14 protein-coding genes are annotated in these 16,477 nt (G+C 36.7%); 9 read left to right on the plus strand and 5 right to left on the minus strand.

Annotated elements, in window-relative coordinates:
* Positions 1–124: 124 nt before the first annotated feature.
* A complete protein-coding gene (gene dnaN, locus QZU58_RS01985) occupies positions 125–1,330 on the minus strand; it encodes a DNA polymerase III subunit beta (protein ID WP_294494300.1) in 1,206 nt (401 codons plus the stop codon).
* Between the two features lie 21 nt (positions 1,331–1,351).
* Complete coding sequence (dnaA, locus tag QZU58_RS01990) at positions 1,352–3,136, minus strand: chromosomal replication initiator protein DnaA (RefSeq protein WP_294494302.1); 1,785 nt, start codon at positions 3,134–3,136, stop codon at positions 1,352–1,354.
* Positions 3,137–3,639: 503 nt separating this feature from the next.
* On the opposite strand from dnaA, the gene rpmH reads away from it, so the two are divergent.
* The 5 genes from rpmH (at position 3,640) to mnmE (ending at position 7,499) form a co-directional block, all read left to right on the plus strand.
* A complete protein-coding gene (gene rpmH, locus QZU58_RS01995; protein WP_031579871.1) occupies positions 3,640–3,783 on the plus strand; it encodes a 50S ribosomal protein L34 in 144 nt (47 codons plus the stop codon).
* Positions 3,776–4,132, plus strand: a complete 357-nt coding sequence (gene rnpA / locus QZU58_RS02000; RefSeq protein WP_294494306.1) for a ribonuclease P protein component — start codon at positions 3,776–3,778, stop codon at positions 4,130–4,132. Before rpmH ends, rnpA begins: the two co-directional genes overlap by 8 nt.
* On the plus strand, positions 4,099–4,362 hold the full coding sequence (gene yidD / locus QZU58_RS02005; RefSeq protein WP_294494309.1) for a membrane protein insertion efficiency factor YidD: 264 nt from the start codon (positions 4,099–4,101) through the stop codon (positions 4,360–4,362). The genes rnpA and yidD overlap by 34 nt, the downstream gene beginning before the upstream one ends.
* Before the next feature lie 31 nt (positions 4,363–4,393).
* Complete coding sequence (gene yidC, locus QZU58_RS02010) at positions 4,394–6,049, plus strand: membrane protein insertase YidC (protein WP_294494311.1); 1,656 nt, start codon at positions 4,394–4,396, stop codon at positions 6,047–6,049.
* Positions 6,050–6,134: 85 nt separating this feature from the next.
* Positions 6,135–7,499 (plus strand): tRNA uridine-5-carboxymethylaminomethyl(34) synthesis GTPase MnmE, encoded by a 1,365-nt coding sequence (gene mnmE, locus QZU58_RS02015; protein WP_294494314.1) that lies wholly within the window; start codon positions 6,135–6,137, stop codon positions 7,497–7,499.
* A gap of 101 nt (positions 7,500–7,600) precedes the next feature.
* Here the strand turns inward: mnmE and QZU58_RS02020 are convergent, their stop codons facing one another.
* From QZU58_RS02020 to QZU58_RS02030, 3 genes are read right to left on the minus strand one after another with little or no spacing between them, the layout of a single operon-like run.
* Positions 7,601–8,167, minus strand: coding sequence for an ABC-type transport auxiliary lipoprotein family protein (locus QZU58_RS02020; protein WP_294494316.1), 567 nt, complete (start codon positions 8,165–8,167; stop codon positions 7,601–7,603).
* Positions 8,168–8,182: 15 nt separating this feature from the next.
* A complete protein-coding gene (locus tag QZU58_RS02025; RefSeq protein ID WP_294494319.1) occupies positions 8,183–9,835 on the minus strand; it encodes an MlaD family protein in 1,653 nt (550 codons plus the stop codon).
* A complete protein-coding gene (locus QZU58_RS02030) occupies positions 9,828–11,078 on the minus strand; it encodes a PqiA/YebS family transporter subunit (RefSeq protein WP_294494322.1) in 1,251 nt (416 codons plus the stop codon). The genes QZU58_RS02025 and QZU58_RS02030 overlap by 8 nt, the downstream gene beginning before the upstream one ends.
* 257 nt (positions 11,079–11,335) lie before the next feature.
* Here QZU58_RS02030 and earP point away from each other — a divergent pair, with 257 nt between their 5' ends.
* From earP to rsmG, 4 genes are all read left to right on the plus strand, one after another.
* Positions 11,336–12,463 (plus strand): elongation factor P maturation arginine rhamnosyltransferase EarP, encoded by a 1,128-nt coding sequence (gene earP / locus QZU58_RS02035; RefSeq protein ID WP_294494325.1) that lies wholly within the window; start codon positions 11,336–11,338, stop codon positions 12,461–12,463.
* A 25-nt stretch (positions 12,464–12,488) separates the two neighbouring features.
* Positions 12,489–13,052: an elongation factor P gene (gene efp / locus QZU58_RS02040; RefSeq protein ID WP_294460750.1), complete on the plus strand. Its 564-nt coding sequence runs from the start codon at positions 12,489–12,491 to the stop codon at positions 13,050–13,052.
* Positions 13,053–13,936: 884 nt separating this feature from the next.
* Positions 13,937–15,829, plus strand: a complete 1,893-nt coding sequence (mnmG, locus tag QZU58_RS02045; RefSeq protein ID WP_294494328.1) for a tRNA uridine-5-carboxymethylaminomethyl(34) synthesis enzyme MnmG — start codon at positions 13,937–13,939, stop codon at positions 15,827–15,829.
* A gap of 8 nt (positions 15,830–15,837) precedes the next feature.
* Complete coding sequence (gene rsmG / locus QZU58_RS02050) at positions 15,838–16,476, plus strand: 16S rRNA (guanine(527)-N(7))-methyltransferase RsmG (protein ID WP_294460754.1); 639 nt, start codon at positions 15,838–15,840, stop codon at positions 16,474–16,476.
* Position 16,477: the final 1 nt, after the last annotated feature.

Below are 16,477 nucleotides of genomic sequence, written 5' to 3' on the forward strand. Positions count from 1 at the left end.
ATATCGATTTTTACATGAGAAGTAATTCAGTGTCTGAGTACATTAAAACAAAAAGATGTCAGCTGTTCAAGAATTATAACAGCTGACACCTTTTGCAATATACAATCAGAACAATAACAGAAATTTAAACAATGATTCTGCTTACAATATATCTTGCATAACTCTGTTCTTCATTCTCATCAGCCATAGGCTCAATTAAAAGATTATTGGATGATTTGGATAAAGAAATCTTCATCTTTGAAGTGGAAATAACCCTACAGATGTTATTAAGATAATCTGAATTAAAGGCTATCTCGAAATTATCACCTGTATAGCTTACATAATCTATATCATCCTTGGCTTCTTCATGGTTACTGTTCTTTGCCTTAATAGTGAACAATCCATTATTAAGAACCATTTCTACGGCCTTGTTAAGGGAATTACTCATGATTGATACACGAGTTATAGTATCCTGGAACAGCTTTCTGTCAACCACCAGAACTCTGTTACAATTATTTGGAAGAATAGACGTAATATCAGGGTACTTTGCCTCAATTAAAATACTGAGCATAGAAATACCATTTACGGTAGTCTGAAGGCTGTTCTTGTTAATTTTCAATGTGACTATCGTATTGTCATCAGCAGATTCCTTCATTGCTGACATCATTGCTATTAACTGATCAACACCCTTCTTAGGGAATATAAAGCCGTTATCATCAAGATTATCAGGAATGATGCAAGGCTCTACCAACCTCCCCTTCTGAAGACTCATTCTATGGCCATCAGCAGTAATGATATCAAGTCCCATATTATCATTACCGACAACAGCAAATCTCATCCCCTTCAGGAATACACGATAACTTTCAGCAGCCATGGAGAACTGGGTTGTCTTCATAACATTCAAAAGTTCATTTAACTCAATCTTTAATTCATAAAGATTATCGAGACATTCTATTGCCGGGAAATATTCAGCATCAATAGTTACCATGTTAGATTTAAACTTGCCTGAAGAAAGAACAAGCTGATCATTTGTATTGCCCTCAGTAAAATTTACATAGGCTCCATCAGGTAACTTCTTAAGAATTTCAAGAAGAATCTTAACATTTACAGTAATTCTGCCTTCCTGGATATCATCGCAGAATAAACCAACCTCAGTTGACATCTGGATTTCAGTGTCGGTACATACCATACGAAGCTTGTACTTGGCATCCTTGATGGTTGAACCATCATTAGGCAAAATTTCCATCAAAACATTTGAAGTAATCGGATTATTCACCGTATTGCCAGCAACACCAGATATATGTCCCAAAGGCTTGAGTAAATCTTCTCTACCTATACTGCACTTAAACATTATTACTTCCTCCTTATTAAATTATTCGGTTAACTGCAACTTAAGATTTGTCCAGTCTTCCATATATTGAGGATCATTTTCTTTATTAATCTTATCGGTAACCTTGTTGTATGCATTAATTACCGTTGAATGATCTTTGTTGCCAAACTGTTTACCGAGACTCGGATAGCTCCCCTTTGTCAGTTCTCTTGCGAGAGCCATTGCCATCATTCTTGCATATGCAATCTGCTTAGGTCTTGCGGATGAATCTATATCTTTCACGGAAATACCATAATATTCAGCAACAACCTGCTTAATGTTATCCACAGTCTGCAGCTTTGCATGGGCATTTAACGCATCCTTCAAAGCTTCCTTAACAATATCAACGGTAATGGTTTTAATCCTGTTATCACCTGATGTTCCCATAACGTATGCAGCAATAGTCTTGATATGACCTTCCAACACTCTGACGTTAGTTTGGAACTTATTCGCAAGGAAAACAACGCTCTGATTATCTAAAGCAAGGTTCATTTCCTTAATTTTTTCAACAATGATACGCTCTCTTGTTTCCTTATCAGGAGGCTCAACCTTAATACTCACGCCGGCAGCTAATCTGTTTCTTATACGGTTATCAAGCTTGCGAAATTCAGAATGATGAGAACTTGCTGCAAATACAAGCTGTACGTTAGAACAAATAATTTCATCTAAAAGAGTGACAAATTCTTTAGTAATCCCGGTAGTATTCTCAAGCTGCTGAATATCATCAATGAGGAACAGGTCAGCACTCCTGTAAAAAGACTTGTAGCTTTTATAAGTGGTTGAGTTTATGCCACCGTTTCGCTTGTACTCATTAACAGCACGTAAAAAATCCTGATAAAACTTATCAAGTGTTACAAGGATAATTTTCTTCTCAGGATATTTATTGGCTACCTCATTTGCGATAGCATTCAGAATATGAGTTTTACCAAGACCGGAATCACCATGAATAAATATAGGATTACGTTGCGGATTACCCGGATCCTGAGCAACAAGCTTACCTATGTTTACGAGTTTTTGGTTGGTAGGTCCTTCAACAAAATTATCAAAGTTTTTCTCTTTCTGAATAACAATGGACTTATAAAAAATATTATTTTTAAACTCATCCAATTCAAGAGATGAAGAACCAACAGGCAGAGGCTGTTCAGCTCCACCTGATGAAGTTTCATCATAAAGAGGATTCAACTCAACGTCGTTATAATAATCGTAACCCTGGCTATCATTAACAATATTCACATCCTGAGCAATGACATTTTTTGGCAGAATATCTGCCGCCTTCATTTCAGGAAGTTCAGAATAGCTTCCACGCATCATCTGCTGTTGATAACCGCCCTGATACTGATGATTGTTTGTAACCCCGGATCCAGCTGATATACCGTCACGAGTCCCACTCATCTGACTCTGACGACCACTGTTCATCTGGTTATAGCCATTATCATGATAATGTACCATTTCCGTCTCAGCTTGTGGTCTTATCACCGAACCAGGATTGTTCATACGAACTGGAGATGCAAGATTTACGCTTTTATTGACACTGAATTCAGATTGTACTTCTATTGCAACAATAAAGTTCTTGTTTGACACATAGCGAACCGCCTCCACTATGGAGTCCATGAATTCATTGACAAGCAGTCCCTTGATCATTCTATTTGGCACGAGAATTGAGAAAGTGTTGTCCTGAATGACAACATTTGCCGTTCTCAAAAAAATTTTTAACTTTGCAATGGACCTGTTTAAAGGCAGGGAAAACAGGTAGTTTTTCACGTTTTCCCAAAGTTCCAGACTAGCCAAAATACATCCTCTTATTAATATATGTATGACCTGCTATTTGACGTAAAAACCAGCCGGAATAAATCAAAAAAAACCGGCATGAATTACATGAAAAGCAGTATTGGATTATACATCAAGAATATGGACTTATCCACAATCAGAAAAGCATTTTTATGCTGATATATAATCACACATATTACTTTTAGTTATTTTTTATAAAAATAATATATATTTTTACCAATTATAATCTTTTAACGCCATTTGTGACCCGTAGCTATTGATTTATTCACATTTGTATTATTGTTATATTTAAATAAATTTGTTTAATATTTATCTATAATTCTTATACAATGGTATTAGCACTTATACACATATCAAAAGTAATTAACAGCCTTTTACATACCATAAAAATGTGATTTTCTTATTCTTTCTGTCTTGACTACTAATGTCTAACTCTATATAATCGCACCACAAATAATTATTTTGTTTAGGTTAATTAACCATTAAATCTATGGGAGTTTATTATGAAACGTACATTTCAGCCTTCAGTTTTGAAGCGTAAGCGTACCCACGGTTTCCGTAACCGTATGAAGACCGCTGATGGTCGTAAGGTACTTTCTCGTCGTCGTGCAAAGGGTCGTGCTCGTTTAACTACTGTTAATGACTAAAGAGAATTTTCCTCGGGAGTTTAGGTTACTAACTCCCGAAAACTTCAATAATGTATTCAAAGATCCTATTAGAGCAGGATCGCCTTATATCACCATTCTTGCAAAAAATTCTGACCTAAATTTTCCAAGATTAGGCATGATTGTTCCTAAAAAGGCTTTGAAAAGAGCTGTTTGGCGTAACCGGGCAAAACGACTTATTAGAGAAAGTTTTAGGACGTCCTATTCGGAATTAGAAAATCTTGATTATGTTTGTATTATTAAACCCGATTTTTTGAAAATCGATAATCAGGAATTCAGCAAACTTCTTAAAAAGCTATGGAAAACAATCTCAATCCGCTCCAGAAAATAGGTTGCAGACTGATTGTTCTGTATCAGAAAACTCTCAGTCATGTAATTGGAAATCAATGCAGATTTTATCCCAGCTGTTCTGAATATACCAAACAGGCAATTATAATACATGGTTTTTTCTTGGGTTGCATACTGGGAGCATACCGCATACTAAGGTGTAATCCTTTATGTAAAGGCGGTTTTGATCCCGTACCAAAGGAAATTTTTAAAACTAACAAACAACAAAAGTAAAAATATGCACTCTCAACGTAGCTCCGCGCTAATGTTTTTTTTGATTGTATCTGGTATCGCGGCATATACATACTTCGGAGACAAAGCCGAAGAAGCAAAAAAAGCAAATCAACCACAGCTGGAAGTAATATCAAACAGTGATTCGGCAAATGAAAAATCACTGGCAGACTCTGAAAAAATTCAGATTGATACTGATCTCCACTCAATCCAAATAAGTTTAAACGGCGGTGACATTATCGTTGCTGATTTAAAGGATCAGAAACAGACCATTGATTCTGATGAAAACTTTCATCTGTTTAAGTATGAGCCAGATTTCAAGTACTATGCTACCAGCGATATTGTAATCGAAGAAAGTGAAGCAAGGTACGCACTTCACCCTAAATTCAACGCCACAGGCTCATCCTTTGCAATGAAACCTGCTGAAGGCATCGACTGTCAGAAACTCAGTAATGAAGATGAAGCAAAACTTGCTAAATTATCCGTTCCTCTCACCTACACAGACAAGAACGGAACTGAATTCACAAAAACCTTTACGTTTACCCAGTGCAAACATGTGGTTAACGTGGATTACGCCATTACAAATATCAAAAATAACATGGCTGTAACAATGGAATCAAAGTTAATTCAGAGTGTTACCGTACCTGACGATGGTTCCGGAGTATTCATGGCCTCAGCTTACAGGGGAGCAGCATACTCAAACAGCGATACTAAGTATTCAAAGATTTCATTTGAGGATATCGCAAAAAAGAATTATGACACTGTAGATACAGCTGAAGGCGGTTGGGTAAGCATGATCCAGCATTACTTTGTATCATCATGGATCGGACTTACAAATCATCAGAATACTGTTTTCACTCAGTCTCTCGATAACGGTACAACCGCAGTTATCGGCTTACGTTCATCTCCGGTAAATGTTACAGCAGGACCTGATACAAAGATTAAGTTATCAAACAATCTTTGGATAGGTCCTAAGATTCAGGATGAAATGAAAGAGACCAGCAACCATCTCGATTTAACAATCGATTATGGATGGTTATCTCCTATTTCTTCCGCCCTCTTCTGGTGCCTTAAGGTTATACACAGTCTGGTATCAAACTGGGGTGTTGCCATTATCATTCTGACTCTCATTGTAAGAGGTTTAATGTTCCCTCTCACAAAGAAGCAGTATGAAAGCATGGCAAAGATGAAGCAGTTGGCTCCAAAATTAAACCAACTTAAGGAAAAATATAAGGACGACAGACAGAGATTAAGTCAGGAAACAATGCGTCTTTACCAAACTGAAAAGGTAAATCCGCTTGGTGGCTGTCTGCCTATGTTTATACAGATGCCTATTTTTATAGCATTGTATTGGACACTGATGGAATCAACTGAACTCAGACATTCTCCTTTCATCCTTTGGATTAAGGACCTGTCAGTTCTGGATCCGTACTATGTGTTACCTTTGCTTATGGGGCTAACCATGTTTATTACTCAAAGAGTTTCAATGAGTGCAACAACAGATCAGACCCAAAAGACTGTTATGACTGTTATGACTGTGGTATTTACGTTCATGTTCTGTACATTCCCTGCAGGTTTAACACTGTACTGGGTTGTCTCAAACATTGTAACAATTGTGCAGCAGACAATAATATACAGACAACTGGATAAAAAAGGTCTTAGCATGAGAAACAGTACAAAGAAAGCATAATTGTTTTCTCATATCAAATAAATTTTTCAAAGAAAAAAGCCTCTGATAGAATATTTTCAGAGGCTTTTTTACAGGATTAAACCACATGGATAAAGAAACAATAGCGGCAATAGCCACATCTTCAGGAAAAGGCGGTATTGGAGTAATACGAGTTGCCGGCCCAAAATCTACAGAAATATGCAAAATCATTACAGGCAGTCTGCCTCCGGATCATATGGCTGTCCTGCAAAAATTTAAATCAAGTAACGGTGATGTTCTTGATGAGGGAATAACACTGTACTTTAAAGCCCCCCACAGTTTTACCGGGGATGATATTGTTGAATTTCAGTGTCACGGCGGTCCGGTAATCATGGATATGCTTCTTAAGGAAATACTGAACATTCCTGATGTCAGACAGGCTGGTCCTGGAGAATTTACACAGAGAGCTTTTTTGAACGGTAAAATTGATTTGGCTCAAGCAGAAGCAATCATTGATTTAATCAATGCAAGCAGCGAAAAAGCAGCATTAAGTGCAAGTCGTTCTCTGCAGGGGGTTTTCTCCGAAAAAATCAATAATATAAACGACAGGCTTATCAAACTGCGTACATACGTAGAAGCGACAATTGATTTTCCTGATGAAAGCATTGATTTCATCAATGACGGGCAGGTCGAAAAAGAAATGCACGTTCTTGTAGATGCCATAACCTCACTGCTGAACGAAGCCAGACAAGGGGTTATACTACAGGAAGGTATCAAGATTGTTATCGCAGGCCGTCCTAATGCTGGAAAATCATCTCTGCTTAATGCACTGTGTGGAAAAGATTTAGCCATAGTAACAAATATTGAAGGTACCACAAGGGATGCCATTCACGAAAACATTGATATCGACGGACTTCCACTGCATATTGTAGATACGGCAGGACTGAGATCCCATACATCCGATCTGGTAGAGCAAATAGGTATCAACAGAGCATGGAACGAAATTGAAGAGGCTGACCGAATACTGTTTGTATTTGACGTATCAAGAAACGAAGACACGGAACAATTAAAATTGTTCAAAGACATCAGTGAACGTACAGGTAATAAAGTACCTTTCAGCATAATCTGTAATAAAACTGATTTGGTATCGGATTACTCAATTCCAAATGAATTAAGTAATTATCCTCAAATACCATTCTGTTCCAAAGATTTAACTGGAATGGACAATCTGCGTGAACATCTAAAAAAGTGTGCAGGTTACAACAATACCACTGAGGGATTATTCTCTGCCAGAAGAAGACATCTTGAATCCCTTGAGGAAGCGCTTGTACATCTACAGAAGGGAATTGAACTCATCAACTGTATGTCAGCATTTGAACTCTGTGCTGAGGAGCTTAGAAACGCACAGAACAATCTCAATGATATTCTTGGACGCTTTACGGCAGATGACCTGCTGGGAAAAATATTCAGTACTTTCTGCGTTGGTAAATAAAAATCAGGATTTACCGTTATTTTGAGTCCGTAAACAAAAGAGGAACATCCGGAAGTATTATGAACCTAAAGGATGTTCCTTTGTCGGTTATGCATATCTGATTAATTATCAATATGCATAACCATTTCATCTACGGCGCTCTGCCATGCAGTATTCAAAGCAGAAACCATGGCATCATAACCATCACCAGTCATTTTTTCCTCGTGATGAACAGTACCGATTTTCAGATTTTTATTTCCATCTATGAATTTATAGTCAAAATCTACAACTGCAATGCTTTTATCGTTAAGTTCAAAATTATTGATACTCACAGTCAGTTCAGCATTATTCTTTATCGATTTATCATTAGTAACAAACCATTTTTCAGTTCTGTTTCGCAGATTTTTAAGTAATGAATCATTCAGAAGCACACTCAGCTCCTGAATCCATTTATTTTCATTGGTATAGAAAATCTCATGCCCCCAGCCCCTAAAAACAAAGGACTTTGAATCCAAGTACTCAGGAACAACCACGCCTTTTACGAAAAGAACGTTGTTATTAATATTACCTGTCTTTGCATAGTAGTCAGCGGAATCAAGACTGTAATACCTAATATCTTTGGTTTCAGAACATCCGCTTAATACAGTCATCATGACAGCAGCGGTACATACTAATTTATTAAATTTCATATAACACGCCCTTTATTATTTAGCAGCTTTAGGCTGTGGATCCTGCTTATCGTAGGAAAAAACCAGTGAGTTTGATTTTTCATCTACCTTTCTCATGACCGGTTTCAATGAAGAAACGGTATCATTAAGATTTTTAAGACTCTTATGGAGTTCGCTGTACAGAGGAGAATCTTCACCATATGAATTGAGAGTCTGTCTCAATAAATTTAATGTATCAAGAAGTTCGCCTGAAATGTCATCCCTCTGTAGTTTTTCAACAATCAGGTTAATATTCTTACTTATTTCTGCCAGATTATCAGAGGTTTGTGTTGAACTCTTAATAAGAGCATTTACATTATCAACCATTTCGTTAATCTTTAATTCACTCAGATTATGTGCAAAAGTAGCTATATCCTGCTGCAGTCCGCTGAAATCTATTTCCTGGGAAGGAATGACTACGTAGCCGTCAAAGTACTCAATATCGTTTCTGGAAGTAGCAGCCCCGCCATTAGCAGGTATTTCTTCATACAGACTTATCATGTTTCTCTGAGTCAGAAGATTTAAAGTCTCCACTGAAGCAGTAAGATTCTTGTTCTGAATCAAATTAACTATATCAGAACGAAGTTCCTCCACACTACGGTTATTATTATGCTCAAAACGTTGCATCTGAATGCTGATCATTACAGCAGACTTGCTTACCTCATCATAAAACAGTTCAAATCCCTGCTTAAAATACGGCACTTTCTTAACTATGCCTACCTGAACCCCGCTGAAATATACCGGTGAACCATAGACAAGCCCCTTCGGAGGTTTGTTCAGCAGAATAACGAAATCTATTGTTTTATCATCATCGTATCTGTTTGAAATCTCTTCAAAATTATCGTAAAGAGTAAATCTATGTCCGGTACCAGGCTTTGATGATGAATAAACATCTACGTCCGGAGTGTCAAAACTGATACCACCGCTTATTATGCTTTCAAGGGAATCTGTATCAATATGAAATCCTTCAGCCCCCATCGTTGCAGAAATACCGCTCGATATCCAAAAACGAGAACTGTTTGTTACAATCTTATCAAAAGGAGGCTTAATTACCACGTTATATACAAGATAGTGATTGCGGAAATCGTAATCGGCCGTTACCACTGATCCTGCAGTCATCCCTTTAAATCTTATGATATCTCCGGCTGTAATTTTTTTATTTGATGTCGATATAAGAGAGACATAAAGTCCATTTGATGAATCAAGATCAGCAGGCGGCTCATCCAGTACAACAAATGTCTTTTCCGGTTTTCCAATTTTACTTGGCAGCATTTCAATGTAATAACCAGAGAGAATAGTACTCAGACCACTGACACCTTTTCTGTCAACACGAGGTTTTTCAATCCAGAATTTACTCTCATTGTTTAAGAGATGAGCAACATCCTTGTTCATCTGAGCTTCTGCAATTACGTGCTTCAAATCATCAGTCAGTGAAATGGAAACAATCTTGCCGACCTCTACACTTTTAGTCTTAATAGCTGTTTTTCCTGCTTCAAGACCATCAGCAGAATTTAGGATCAGTGAAATTTTTGGACCTTTATTAAAATGCGTTGAATATACCAGAGAAAATGCTATACACACAGCAACAATAGGAATAATCCAAACAAAGGAGTAAAACTTTTCTTTTCTGATCTTAATGGATTTACTCATTCTGTTCTCCATCATTATTATCTACACTGTTCAACCATAAAATCTTGGGATTAAACTGCTTTGCGGCAAGGATTGTGAGAATTACTACAGCACCGAAAGAAACAAGTGCTGAACCGGGATCTATTATCATAATATTCCCCATTCTTACTATGGAAACCATTATTGCAACAACAAACACATCAACCATTGACCATTTACCTATATATTCCACAGTCCTGTAAAGAATCCCAAGCATTTTCTTCTTTTTAGCTCTCTTGAATGTTTTGTACATGCAACAAAGATAAAACAAAACTATTATTTTAAGAATAGGAATACACACACTCGCTAAAAAAATAACTGCGGATACGAAATAAGACCCCATCTCCCACAGAACAACGACACCTTCAAGAATTGTTGATTCCTCACCGTTTCCCATGTAGACAGTTATCATCATTGGATACATATTGGCAGGAATGTAAATGGCCACGGCTGCTATAAGAAACGCCAGACATTTCTGAATACAGTTCTCATTTACAGAAGCCACCTCCGCCCCACATCTCGGACAATTATGCCCCCTACGCACATCAACTATTCCGCCACATAGATGGCAGTCAGCAAAATCCTGTTTATATGCGGTAATGCCACTGATAATAGGCCTTTCAGTTTCTGTTTCCGGAAAGAAATACTCCCACATGACCTGTACATGAAAACGGCTCATGGCCAATATGAACATCAGTGCAAAAATAATATATGACCAGAAACCAAACTCATATACCACATCAACAAGATTAACCAGTTTTATAAGGCTTACTAGGACTCCTACCACAAAAACATCAACCATGCTCCACTGTTTACAGAACTGAAATATTCTTAGCAGCCTTGATATAAACAAATATCGTTTTTTTAGCAAATAACACGTATCACAGATAATAATGGCAATTAATGCAACTATTGGCAGAAAATGCATGAACATCATTATCAAAATACTTACAAAACCTAAATCATTATCTGCAAGAACAGATACATAATCCAAAAGATTTACGGAATTGTTCAGGCCTGAAAAATTTATGCTCATAAATGGAAGAAAGTCTGTTGATATAATCATTATCAGAGCACTTACTGCAAAGCATAATGAATATCTTACGGGCGAAGGATGGTAATGATGCAGAATTTTGCCGCATCTGGGACATACCCCTACCTTAACTCCTTCACATTCAGGTATATCAAGCACAATATCGCACTGCTCACATATAACCTTCTTCATTTCTGACACGAAAATCCCCACTTTTGTATATCATCCAAAAGACTTATGCTTTTAAGAATGTTAGTATATCAATAATCACAAAACATAGTACAAAAATACAACAAACTGGTTAGCAATAACTCAACCATTATGCCGATATCAAAGTCAAACGGAAATAATGTTTATTCTTCCTGCATTTAAGTTGTCTTTATCCTCTCCTTATTGGGATAATATCTGCATATTGTATTGCATTAACCTTAACAGATGAATAAATAAACATGAACATAGACATATTCTGCAGAGTAATTGATAATTACGGGGATATCGGGGTCTGCTGGAGACTTGCCAAAGAACTTATGTTATCTGACCATTCAGTGACAATAATTTCAGATCATCTTGAAGTTTTTGCCAAGATATTCCATGAGGTGAATCCGTCAAAAAACTTCCAGATTTGCTGTTTTAATGGAAAAAATCTCAAATTATACAGATGGCAGGATCAGATAGAAAACTACATGCCTGGTGACATGGTTATAGAAGCTTTTGCATGCAATATTCCTGAATCTTTCATTGAAAAGTTCACGGACAAGACCATATGGATAAATCTGGAATACCTCTCTGCCGAAGACTGGATTGAAGGATGCCATAAACTGCCGTCTCTTCAGAACAGAGGTTTAAAAAAGTTCTTTTTCTTTCCTGGTTTTACCTCCGGAACAGGAGGAATAAACTTCAACAGCAATACCTTAAAGCTGGATAAGAAAGAGCTGAGACATCATGTATGCAGACAATTGGGGCTTAATCAGACTCTTTCAGACAGATTCTGGTTTTTTATTTTCTGCTATGAAACTCCAAATATAAAAACAGTAATTGAGTGCGTACTGAAACATCACCCAGAAACCCTGCTCCTCCTTCCGGAAAGCAGAAGTACTGATTATCTTAAAAACACAGGTTTTTTTGAAGAATTAAAAAATGAATTTCCTCACGCCGTGTGTCATGAATACCCGATGGTAGAACAGTCAGAATTCGATAAAATTCTCGGAAGCACCGATTTAAATCTTGTCAGGGGTGAAGATTCCATTTGTCAGGCCATGTTATACGGTACTCCATTTATTTGGCATATATATGAACAGGATAATAATGCGCATCTGGAAAAGTTGGAAGCAATGCTGGACAGATTCTGTAAATTCGCAACAGATGAGACCGCATCAGTCATCAGAAAGGCAATGGTAAAATTCAATGAGAAAATATCAAGTCAAGATATACTTTGTGCAAATTTTAATGAATTTATGCTAGAATACGATAAAATTTGCGAGGCTGCTGAGAAGTGGTCTGATTATTTATATGCAAACAATAACCTCAGCACAAATCTTTTAAAGTTCTACTACGATTTGACTGAAAGAAAATTTTAACTTTTATCTATAAGGTAGAGAATACATGAAAACCGCACAGGAAATCCGCGCCGGCAACGTTATCATCGTAAATAACAACCCAATGGTTGTTCTTAAGTCTGAATTCAACAAGTCAGGCCGTAACGCTGCTGTTGTTAAGATGAAATTAAAGAACCTCCTCAGCGAAGGTGGTACTGAAACCGTATTTAAGGCTGATGAAAAGCTTGAAGACGTAATCCTTGAACACAAGACCTGTACCTATTCTTATTACAGTGATCCAATGTATGTATTCATGGATGAAGAATACAACCAGTATGAAATCGAAAAAGAATACTTAGGTGATGCAATCAATTACATCGTTGACGGTATGGATGACGAATGCACTGTTACTTTCTACAACGGTAAGGCAATTAGTCTTGAATTACCAATCACCATCGTAAGAGAAGTAGAATACACCGAACCATCTGTTCGCGGTGATACTTCAGGTAAGGTTACCAAGCCAGCACGTCTTGCAGGTACCGGTTATGAAATTAGCGTTGCTGATTTCGTAAAGACTGGTGATAAGATTGAAATCGATACCCGTACTAACGAATTCAAGAAGCGTGTTTAATCAATAACGCACTGTTTTTAACAAAAAGGAACTCTGATAGAGTTCCTTTTTTTATTTGATAAAGCATTTACTGAATTTGACATTACAATAATCCTAACAATTATTTATACATATCATCACGCTCCACATAATTACTTTACCTTGTCTGTAACGGACATATCTTTATTAATTATCAGTATTCTCACTCATAAAAAAAATGAATCAGTTAAACACAGCTGAAAGGTAATATTTAAAAACCGAAACATATACACCTTAAGAATACAATTTAAAAACAACCTTCATCTTCAGATCTTCACAATTAACAACACCATAACTGTAAAGAAAACATTTTCAGAAAAAATATGTTAAAAACCGTAAAAACAAAATCAAAAAAAATCACCGTTAACACACAAAAACTCATATATAATAGACAACGTTATTGACATATTAGTAATCCTTCAATGTTTTAAAAATTGCCTAAAGCCATTGATTTTACTAGCTTTAGCATATACATTGCCCTATGTTGACAAACATATAATTCACAGAAATACTAACGTGTGCATGTTTATTCGGTGGATATATTATTAACATGTGAATAAATTAACATTTTTTGTTTACATATTAAATTATTCAAAATTGGACACAGCATTTAATCATGTCAAAAGATAATATTTCTTCAAAGTTAAAAATAACGGAAACCCGCATAAAATAAGGGTGGCATCCACTTAAACACAGGATCCGAAGAAGTAAAAAGAAAAGAAAAAGAAATTGATTTAATAAAATATAGAATAAAGAGAAAAGCAAAAAAACAAAAATCTGTCTCTAAAAAATGACTAAATAATCAAAAAACATTAAAATGCAGTCAATTTTTAGAAAACCTTCAATAATAATTCAAAGAGGCCTTTATGTTTTACCATGAAACTTTTGATGTAATAGTAGTAGGTGGTGGTCATGCCGGTATAGAAGCATGTACGGCAAGTGCAAGAATGGGCTTAAAAACCTTATTACTTACGCATAATCTGGAAACACTTGGACAAATGTCCTGTAATCCAGCTTTTGGTGGTTTAGGTAAAGGCCATCTGATTAAAGAAATCGACGCCTTAGGCGGCGTTACAGCACGTGCAGTAGATCTGGCAGGCATTCAATTCAGAACACTGAATTCATCAAAAGGCCCAGCAGTAAGAGCAACAAGAGCTCAGACAGACCGTGTTCTATATAAAATGGAAATGCGAAAGATTTTGGAAAACTATCCAAATCTGACCCTGTTCCAACAGCCTTGTACAGACCTATTAATGGAAGGTGATACCGTGGCAGGTGTTGTTACCCAGGCCAATATCAAAATAAGAGGTAAAGCTGTTGTTCTTTGTAACGGTACTTTCCTTAACGGACTGATTCATATAGGATTAGAACACTACTCAGGTGGCAGAGCCGGAGATGCCGCTAGCATTGCATTGTCTCAAAGGCTTCACGAACTTAACCTTCGTATGGGCAGACTTAAAACAGGAACTCCATGCCGTATTGATAAAAGAACAGTAAACTTTGAAAAAATGCAGAAACAGCTGCCTGACGCCGTAATTCCAGTATTTTCATATTTAAGTAAACCTGAAGATCACCCTCAGCAGGTTTGCTGCTACATAACTCATACTAATGAAAAAACACACGACATCATAAGAAAGAATTTAGACAGAAGTCCTTTGTATTCAGGTGTTATTCATAGTATCGGACCTAGATACTGTCCATCGATCGAAGATAAAATCATGAGATACCCTGATAAGGATTCTCATCAGATCTTTATTGAACCAGAAAGTCTTTACACGAACGAACTGTATCCTAACGGTATATCAACCAGTCTTCCTTTTGATGTTCAGGTGGATATGGTTCATTCCATGAGTGGTCTGGAAAACGCAGTACTAGTAAGACCCGCATACGCCATAGAATATGATTTCTTCGATCCTAGAGATCTGAAAGAAAATATGGAAAACAAGTGTATTAAGAATCTTTTCTTCGCAGGACAGATAAACGGTACCACAGGTTATGAAGAAGCTGCTGCTCAGGGCATGCTTGCAGGTATCAATGCAGGTTTAAGAGTACAGGAAAAAGAATCATGGTGTCCGAAAAGAGATGAAGCATATGTCGGTGTTCTGATGGATGATCTTTGTACTCTTGGTACCAATGAACCTTACCGCATGTTTACCAGCCGTGCAGAATACAGACTCCTTCTGAGAGAAGATAATGCAGACATCAGACTTACACCGAAGGGAAGAGAATTAGGACTTGTAGACGATGTTCGCTGGAAATTCTTTGAAGATAAGCTTGATATGATCGAAAAAGAAAAACAGCGTCTGAAAGATACCTGGATTGGACCTGGTAATGCCATTGCCAATAAATTAAACACTATTCTGAAAACTCCTATAAGCAAAGAACAGTCTTTGTTGGAAATTTTACGCAGACCTGAAGTTACTTTTGAAAATATGATGAAAACTGCTGAGCTTGAACCTATTGCAACCAATGAGCAGGCATCATCACAGGTTGAGATTCAGGTGAAGTATGAAGGTTATATTGATCACCAGCAGGATGAAATCGATAAGCAAAAGAAAAATGAGAATACTTATCTGCCTTTAGACTTCGACTATAACCAAATCCCAGGATTATCTAAGGAAGTTATTTTTAAACTCAATGATTTTAAGCCTGAAACCATAGGTAAAGCTTCAAGAATTTCGGGAATCACGCCAGCCGCAATTTCAATTCTTTTGGTTCATTTAAAGAAACTCGGATTATTGGGTATTAAGAACAGTTAGGATTACAAATGGCAAGATTAGAAGAAAAGCTGGAAAAAGGGTTAAAGCATATTAATATCGATATTCCGGCTGAACAAAAGGAATTACTGCTTAATTTCATTAAGTTGATGGATAAGTGGAATAAAACCTATAATCTGACTTCTGTTAGAGATGTTGAGCAGATGATTGATAAGCATCTCATTGATTCTTTGGCTGTTTCCGGATTCTTAGAAGGCGTAAATTTCATTGATGTAGGTACAGGTCCAGGGTTACCCGGAATTCCTCTTGCAATAATCAATCCTGATAAGAATTTTTATTTACTCGACAGCCAGAGCAAGAGAATCAACTTTATTAAACAGGTAAAAAGAGAATTTAATATAAAAAATATATTTCCTATTCTTGGCAGATGTGAAAATTTTGAGAACAGTCAACCAAATCCAATTCACTTTGATGGTATACTGAGCCGCGCTTTTGCATCTCTTAAAGACATGCTTATGCTTTGTGGAAACATGGCTGACGAGGATACTAAATTTCTGGCTCTAAAAGGTCAGGCTGATTCGACAGAATTGTCTGAAATAGACGCCAATTACAAAATAATCAGTATTAATAAATTAAACGTTCCACAAACTCTCGGTGAAAGACACTTAATCGTTATAGGGAAAAAATAAT

The organism is uncultured Ruminobacter sp. (assembly GCA_902764345.1).
Lineage (GTDB): Bacteria > Pseudomonadota > Gammaproteobacteria > Enterobacterales > Succinivibrionaceae > Ruminobacter.

Bases quoted from the DNA above. Each gene is read 5' to 3' on its own strand.
- rsmG (WP_294460754.1), top strand. From the start codon at position 15,838: ATGGCAAGATTAGAAGAAAAGCTGGAAAAAGGGTTAAAGCATATTAAT.
- QZU58_RS02025 (WP_294494319.1), bottom strand. From the start codon at position 9,835: ATGAGTAAATCCATTAAGATCAGAAAAGAAAAGTTTTACTCCTTTGTT.
- efp (WP_294460750.1), top strand. From the start codon at position 12,489: ATGAAAACCGCACAGGAAATCCGCGCCGGCAACGTTATCATCGTAAAT.
- rnpA (WP_294494306.1), top strand. From the start codon at position 3,776: ATGACTAAAGAGAATTTTCCTCGGGAGTTTAGGTTACTAACTCCCGAA.
- mnmE (WP_294494314.1), top strand. From the start codon at position 6,135: ATGGATAAAGAAACAATAGCGGCAATAGCCACATCTTCAGGAAAAGGC.
- QZU58_RS02020 (WP_294494316.1), bottom strand. From the start codon at position 8,167: ATGAAATTTAATAAATTAGTATGTACCGCTGCTGTCATGATGACTGTA.
- dnaN (WP_294494300.1), bottom strand. From the start codon at position 1,330: ATGTTTAAGTGCAGTATAGGTAGAGAAGATTTACTCAAGCCTTTGGGA.
- yidD (WP_294494309.1), top strand. From the start codon at position 4,099: ATGGAAAACAATCTCAATCCGCTCCAGAAAATAGGTTGCAGACTGATT.
- mnmG (WP_294494328.1), top strand. From the start codon at position 13,937: ATGTTTTACCATGAAACTTTTGATGTAATAGTAGTAGGTGGTGGTCAT.
- QZU58_RS02030 (WP_294494322.1), bottom strand. From the start codon at position 11,078: ATGAAGAAGGTTATATGTGAGCAGTGCGATATTGTGCTTGATATACCT.
- yidC (WP_294494311.1), top strand. From the start codon at position 4,394: ATGTTTTTTTTGATTGTATCTGGTATCGCGGCATATACATACTTCGGA.
- rpmH (WP_031579871.1), top strand. From the start codon at position 3,640: ATGAAACGTACATTTCAGCCTTCAGTTTTGAAGCGTAAGCGTACCCAC.
- earP (WP_294494325.1), top strand. From the start codon at position 11,336: ATGAACATAGACATATTCTGCAGAGTAATTGATAATTACGGGGATATC.